We start from the raw sequence: 4,549 nt of genomic DNA, 5'->3' as shown, positions 1-4,549 counted from the left end.
GTATTGCGGCGATGATCCTGCTGTCGCTGGTCGGGCCGTTCCTGCTGCCGCGTCTGGGTTTCGAGGACGGACTGGGCGAGGGGGCCGCGCTGCCTCTGACCATTTTCGCCCTGTCCATGCCTGCCTATCTGATTTCTGTGGCGGCGCAATTCTTCCTAGAAGGACTAGGCAAGCCCAAGCCGGGCATGTGGGCGATGTGGATCGCCAACATCATCAATATCGGTCTGAACCTGTTGCTGGTGCCGGACCTGTTGGGCCTAGGCATCCACGGGGCGGCGGCATCGGCATGGGCGACCTTTGGTGCGCGTGGCGCGCTGGCCGTGTTCCTTGTCATCTATATTCTGCGCATGCCCGAGGTTAAGGCTTGGGGCCTGTTCAAAAAGCCTGCCCGCGACCGGGCGACCGAGCGTGAACAGATCACTGTGGGTCTGGGTGCCGGTGCATCCAACTTTATCGAGGTCGGTGCCTTCTCGGCCATGACCGTTGCGGCGGGCCTGCTGGGTGCAAACCAGACCGCAGGCTGGGCCATTGTTATCAATACCTCGGCCATTGTTTTCATGTTGCCGATGGGCCTGTCCTCGGCCACGGCGGTTCTGGTGGGTAAGGCCTACGGGGCGGGCGACCATGAAGGCGTCAAGCGTGCCGGCTGGATCGGCATGGGCGTTGTGGCTGTTCTGGCCACCATTGTGGGGCTGGTAATCTGGCCGACAGCCGGACTGATTACGGGGGCCTATAGCAATGATGCGGCGGTGCTGGCGATTGCGGCACCGGCTCTGGCGCTGGCGACCCTGTTCTTTGTCGCCGATGCCATTCAGGTGGTTGCGGCACAGGCTATTCGTGCGGCGGGCGATGTGTTCATGCCCACGGTCATGCACTTCATTTCCTATGGCGTGGTGATGATCCCGCTGGGCTTCCTGTTGGCACCGACGCTGGGCGTGAACGGTCTGGTCTGGGCCGTGATTGTGGCCAGCCTGATCTCGGGGCTGCTGCTGGGCTTGCGGTTTTACCGCGTGGCCAAGCGTGCGACCCTCACTTCGCATCAAGCGGCAGGGTGACGAAGGGGCAAAGCCCCTCTATATCCCCAGCATTACTCTAACCTAGTGGAACATTATGACCCGTATCCTTATCACCTCGGCGCTGCCCTACATCAATGGCATCAAGCACCTTGGGAATCTGGCCGGGTCGATGTTGCCCGCCGATGTCTGGGCGCGTTTCAAGCGCGCCGAAGGCCATGATGTCTTGTACATCTGCGCCACCGACGAGCATGGCACACCGGCTGAACTGGCCGCTGCTGCGGCCGGTCAGGACGTCCAGACCTATTGCGATGAACAGCATCAGGTCCAGCGCAAGGCCGCCGATGCCTTTGGCCTGAGCTTTGACTGGTTCGGCCGTTCGTCCGGCCCGCAAAACCGCGAACTGACCCAGCATTTTGCCAAGGTTCTAGAAGAAAACGGCCTGATCGAAGAGCGCGTAGATCGTATGATCTATTCGATCGACGATGGCCGCTTCCTGCCGGACCGCTATGTCGAGGGCACCTGCCCGCATTGCAAATACGAGAAGGCACGCGGCGACCAGTGCGACAACTGTGGCCGTCTGCTGGACCCAACCGACCTGATTGATCCGTATTCGTCGGTATCGGGCAGCCGTAATCTGGAAGTACGCGACACGCGCCACCTGTATCTGTTGCAGACCAAGATCGAGGACAAGATCCGCGGTTGGGTAGAGAGCAAACAGGACTGGCAGCCTCTGGCCAAGTCGATTGCTAAAAAGCACCTTGATGAGGGTCTGATCGACCGTGGCATCACCCGCGATCTGAACTGGGGCGTGCCGGTGATTGGCCTCGATGGCGGTTCGCGTCCGGGCATGGAAGGCAAGGTCTTCTATGTGTGGTTCGACGCGCCCATCGAATATATCGGTGCCACGCAGGAATGGGCCGAGGCCAATGGCCGGACGTGGAAAGACTGGTGGCGTCTGGACGAAGGTGCGGATGATGTCCGCTATGTGCAGTTCATGGGCAAGGACAATGTCGCCTTCCACACCGTCAGCTTCCCCGCGACCATTATCGGTTCGGGCGAGCCGTGGAAGACCGTGGACCAGCTCAAGGCCTTTAACTGGCTGAACTGGTATGGCGGCAAGTTCTCGACCTCGATGAAGCGCGGCGTCTTCATGGATCAGGCGCTGGAGCTGCTGCCGGCCGATTACTGGCGCTGGTATCTGACGGCCTATGGGCCGGAACATTCGGATGCGGCCTTTACGTGGGAACAGTTCCAGAGCGCGGTGAACAAAGACCTTGCCGACGTGCTGGGCAATTTCGTCAACCGCATCGTCAAGTTCACTGAGTCCAAGTTCGACGGCGTCGTGCCCGAAGGCGGCGTGGCTGGCGAAGTCGAGGCCAAGCTGGAAGCGGACCTGCGTGCCGCTATCGCCGAAGCCACGGAGCATTTCGAGGCGATGGAATTCCGCAAGGCTGCGGCTGCTGTGCGTGGTGCGTGGGTGCTGGGTAACGAATACCTGCAGTTCGCGGCCCCTTGGACGGCACTGAAGACCGACCGCGACCAAGCGGCTGTGGGCGTTCGCACGGGCCTGAACCTTGTGGCCCTGTTTGCCCGTCTGGCGGCGCCGATCCTGACCGCTTCGGCACCCAAGATCGCTGAATCGGTTGGCTCGACCGATCTGTCATGGCCCAAGGCGGACGAGGACTTCCTGAATGTCCTGCCGCTTGGCCAAAAGGTCGAGGCGCAAGGCGTTCTGTTCAACAAGATCGACGACACCATGGTCGCCGAATGGTCCGAACGCTTTGGCGGTGCCGAAAGCTGATATTGAGGAACGGAGGCCGCTTTGCCGGTCTCCCACCTCGGGGGAGGGACGGATGGAACTGCTGATCGGTCAACACGATGCGCAAAAGCTGACCGCCATCCGCTCGCGTCTGGCCTTGATGGGCCGCGCACAGATCGACGGTTTCTTAAGCGAAGTATCGGCACGAAACCTTCATCAGGCGGCCAGCAGCGAATCCTATAATGTGGTCAGCCGCCGTGCCACGGGCCACATGGATATGTCGCAGCAATGGCTGGACATGCTGACCCCGCCGCAAAAAACGGGATTGGCGCAGACCATTCAGGAAGCGGCGACGACGGACTTCCAGTATCTGTACGACAACTATCCTGTTTATGACGCGGTTGAGGACGGGGTTGCCCCGCCGGTATGGAAGTCGGTTTATGACTTTCTGAACGGCGAGGCTTTTCTGGAACTGATGCGCGACATCACCGGCGAGGCCCGCATTGCTATGGCCGATGCGCAGTTAACCCGTTTTCGGCGTGGCCATTTCCTGACGGAACACAGTGACGAAGCCGAAGGCAAGAACCGCTATTATGCCTATGTCCTGAACCTGACACCGGTTTGGCGCATCGACTGGGGCGGGTTACTGGCCTTCCATGGTGAGGACGGCAATGTGGCCGAGGCGTTTACGCCGTGTTTCAACACCTTGAACCTGCTTAAGGTGCCGACGCCCCATTCGGTAACACAGGTGGCGCTGTCGGCCGGGGCCGAACGGATATCCATTACCGGATGGCTACGCGGTCGCTGAGCACAGATACAAAAAAGCCCCGTAGATCATTCTACGGGGGCTTTTGTTTGGGTGTTGTCAGCCTTGGATGATCGGGTAACCGGCTTCTGCCCAGGCCATGATGCCACCGGCCAGATTGACGACGGGCTGGCCGTCCTTGGCGGTGGGGCCGACGAACTCGCAGACGCGCCCGCTGCGCCCGCCCGACTTGCACTGGACGATGACGGTCTTGCCTTGCGGCAGGTCCAGAGCGTCCCATGCCTTTGGCATCTGGCTGAGAGGCGCAAAGACAGTGCCGTCGATACGGGCGGCATCCCATTCGTCCTGCTCGCGCACGTCGATCATGATGGCATCGCCGGCATCCAGCAGTGCCTTGGCCTCTTGAACATTAATGGCAGAAACAGTCACGGGGCAGGCTCCAGTTTAGGATCGGTCGCCGCAGCCTGTGCCGGTAGATTTACCGGCGGCGGGGCATTTGCGGCATGACGGCTGTGTTTTGCCACCTCGGCGGGGCTGATGTCCATGAAGTCCGGCACACGCATATTGAACGTCTCGGTATTGCCGGTACGGACAACGACCTGGCGGGCACCGTCCCAGATCATGTGCAGGGCCACATAAAGCACGACGACCAGACCGATATAGCCGATCCAGCTAAAGCGGTGCAGGACCTTGGCAATATAGGTAGCGGCCACACCCATCAGGGCGATCGACAGCACAAGACCGAACACCATGATCCACGGATGTTCGTGTGCCGCACCCGCCACGGCCAGCACATTATCCAGAGACATGGCGACATCGGCGATGATGATCTGGGTGAGGGCGGCACCAAAGGTTTTACGCTTCAGGCCGAGGGCCTCCGGCGAAGGGCCGGTGCCGTGTTCGATGCTGGTGGCCAGTTCCAGCTCATGCTGGGCTTCGGCCTGATCGTGGGTCGATTGCTCGCGCAGTTCGCGCCACATCTTCCAGCACACCCACAAAAGCAGGAAG

Annotated in this window: 5 protein-coding genes; 3 read left to right on the top strand and 2 right to left on the bottom strand. The window is 60.7% G+C overall.

Annotated features, from left to right (window positions below; translation table 11 throughout):
* From RSB01_RS08255 to RSB01_RS08245, 3 genes are all read left to right on the top strand, one after another.
* A partial coding sequence (locus tag RSB01_RS08255) for an MATE family efflux transporter (RefSeq protein WP_332625283.1) occupies positions 1 to 1,055 on the top strand: 1,055 nt, incomplete at its 5' end.
* Positions 1,056 to 1,110: 55 nt separating this feature from the next.
* Positions 1,111 to 2,817 (top strand): methionine--tRNA ligase, encoded by a 1,707-nt coding sequence (gene metG, locus RSB01_RS08250; RefSeq protein ID WP_332590497.1) that lies wholly within the window; start codon positions 1,111 to 1,113, stop codon positions 2,815 to 2,817.
* Positions 2,818 to 2,869: 52 nt separating this feature from the next.
* Positions 2,870 to 3,583 carry a 2OG-Fe(II) oxygenase family protein gene (locus tag RSB01_RS08245; RefSeq protein WP_332590498.1) on the top strand — a complete coding sequence of 238 codons (714 nt, stop codon included), beginning with the start codon at positions 2,870 to 2,872 and terminating at the stop codon, positions 3,581 to 3,583.
* A gap of 57 nt (positions 3,584 to 3,640) precedes the next feature.
* Here the strand turns inward: RSB01_RS08245 and RSB01_RS08240 are convergent, their stop codons facing one another.
* Entirely contained in the window at positions 3,641 to 3,970 is a 330-nt protein-coding gene (locus RSB01_RS08240; RefSeq protein WP_332590499.1) for a rhodanese-like domain-containing protein, read from the bottom strand.
* Positions 3,967 to 4,549, bottom strand: a 583-nt coding sequence (locus RSB01_RS08235; RefSeq protein WP_332625282.1) for a TerC family protein, incomplete at its 5' end; no start/stop codon positions are given. The genes RSB01_RS08235 and RSB01_RS08240, both read right to left, overlap by 4 nt.

Source organism: Brevundimonas sp. (genome assembly GCF_036659295.1).
Classification (GTDB): Bacteria; Pseudomonadota; Alphaproteobacteria; order Caulobacterales; family Caulobacteraceae; genus Brevundimonas.
The sequence above is the reverse complement of the archived record's forward strand: the minus strand, read 5'-3'. Positions and strand labels throughout refer to the sequence as shown.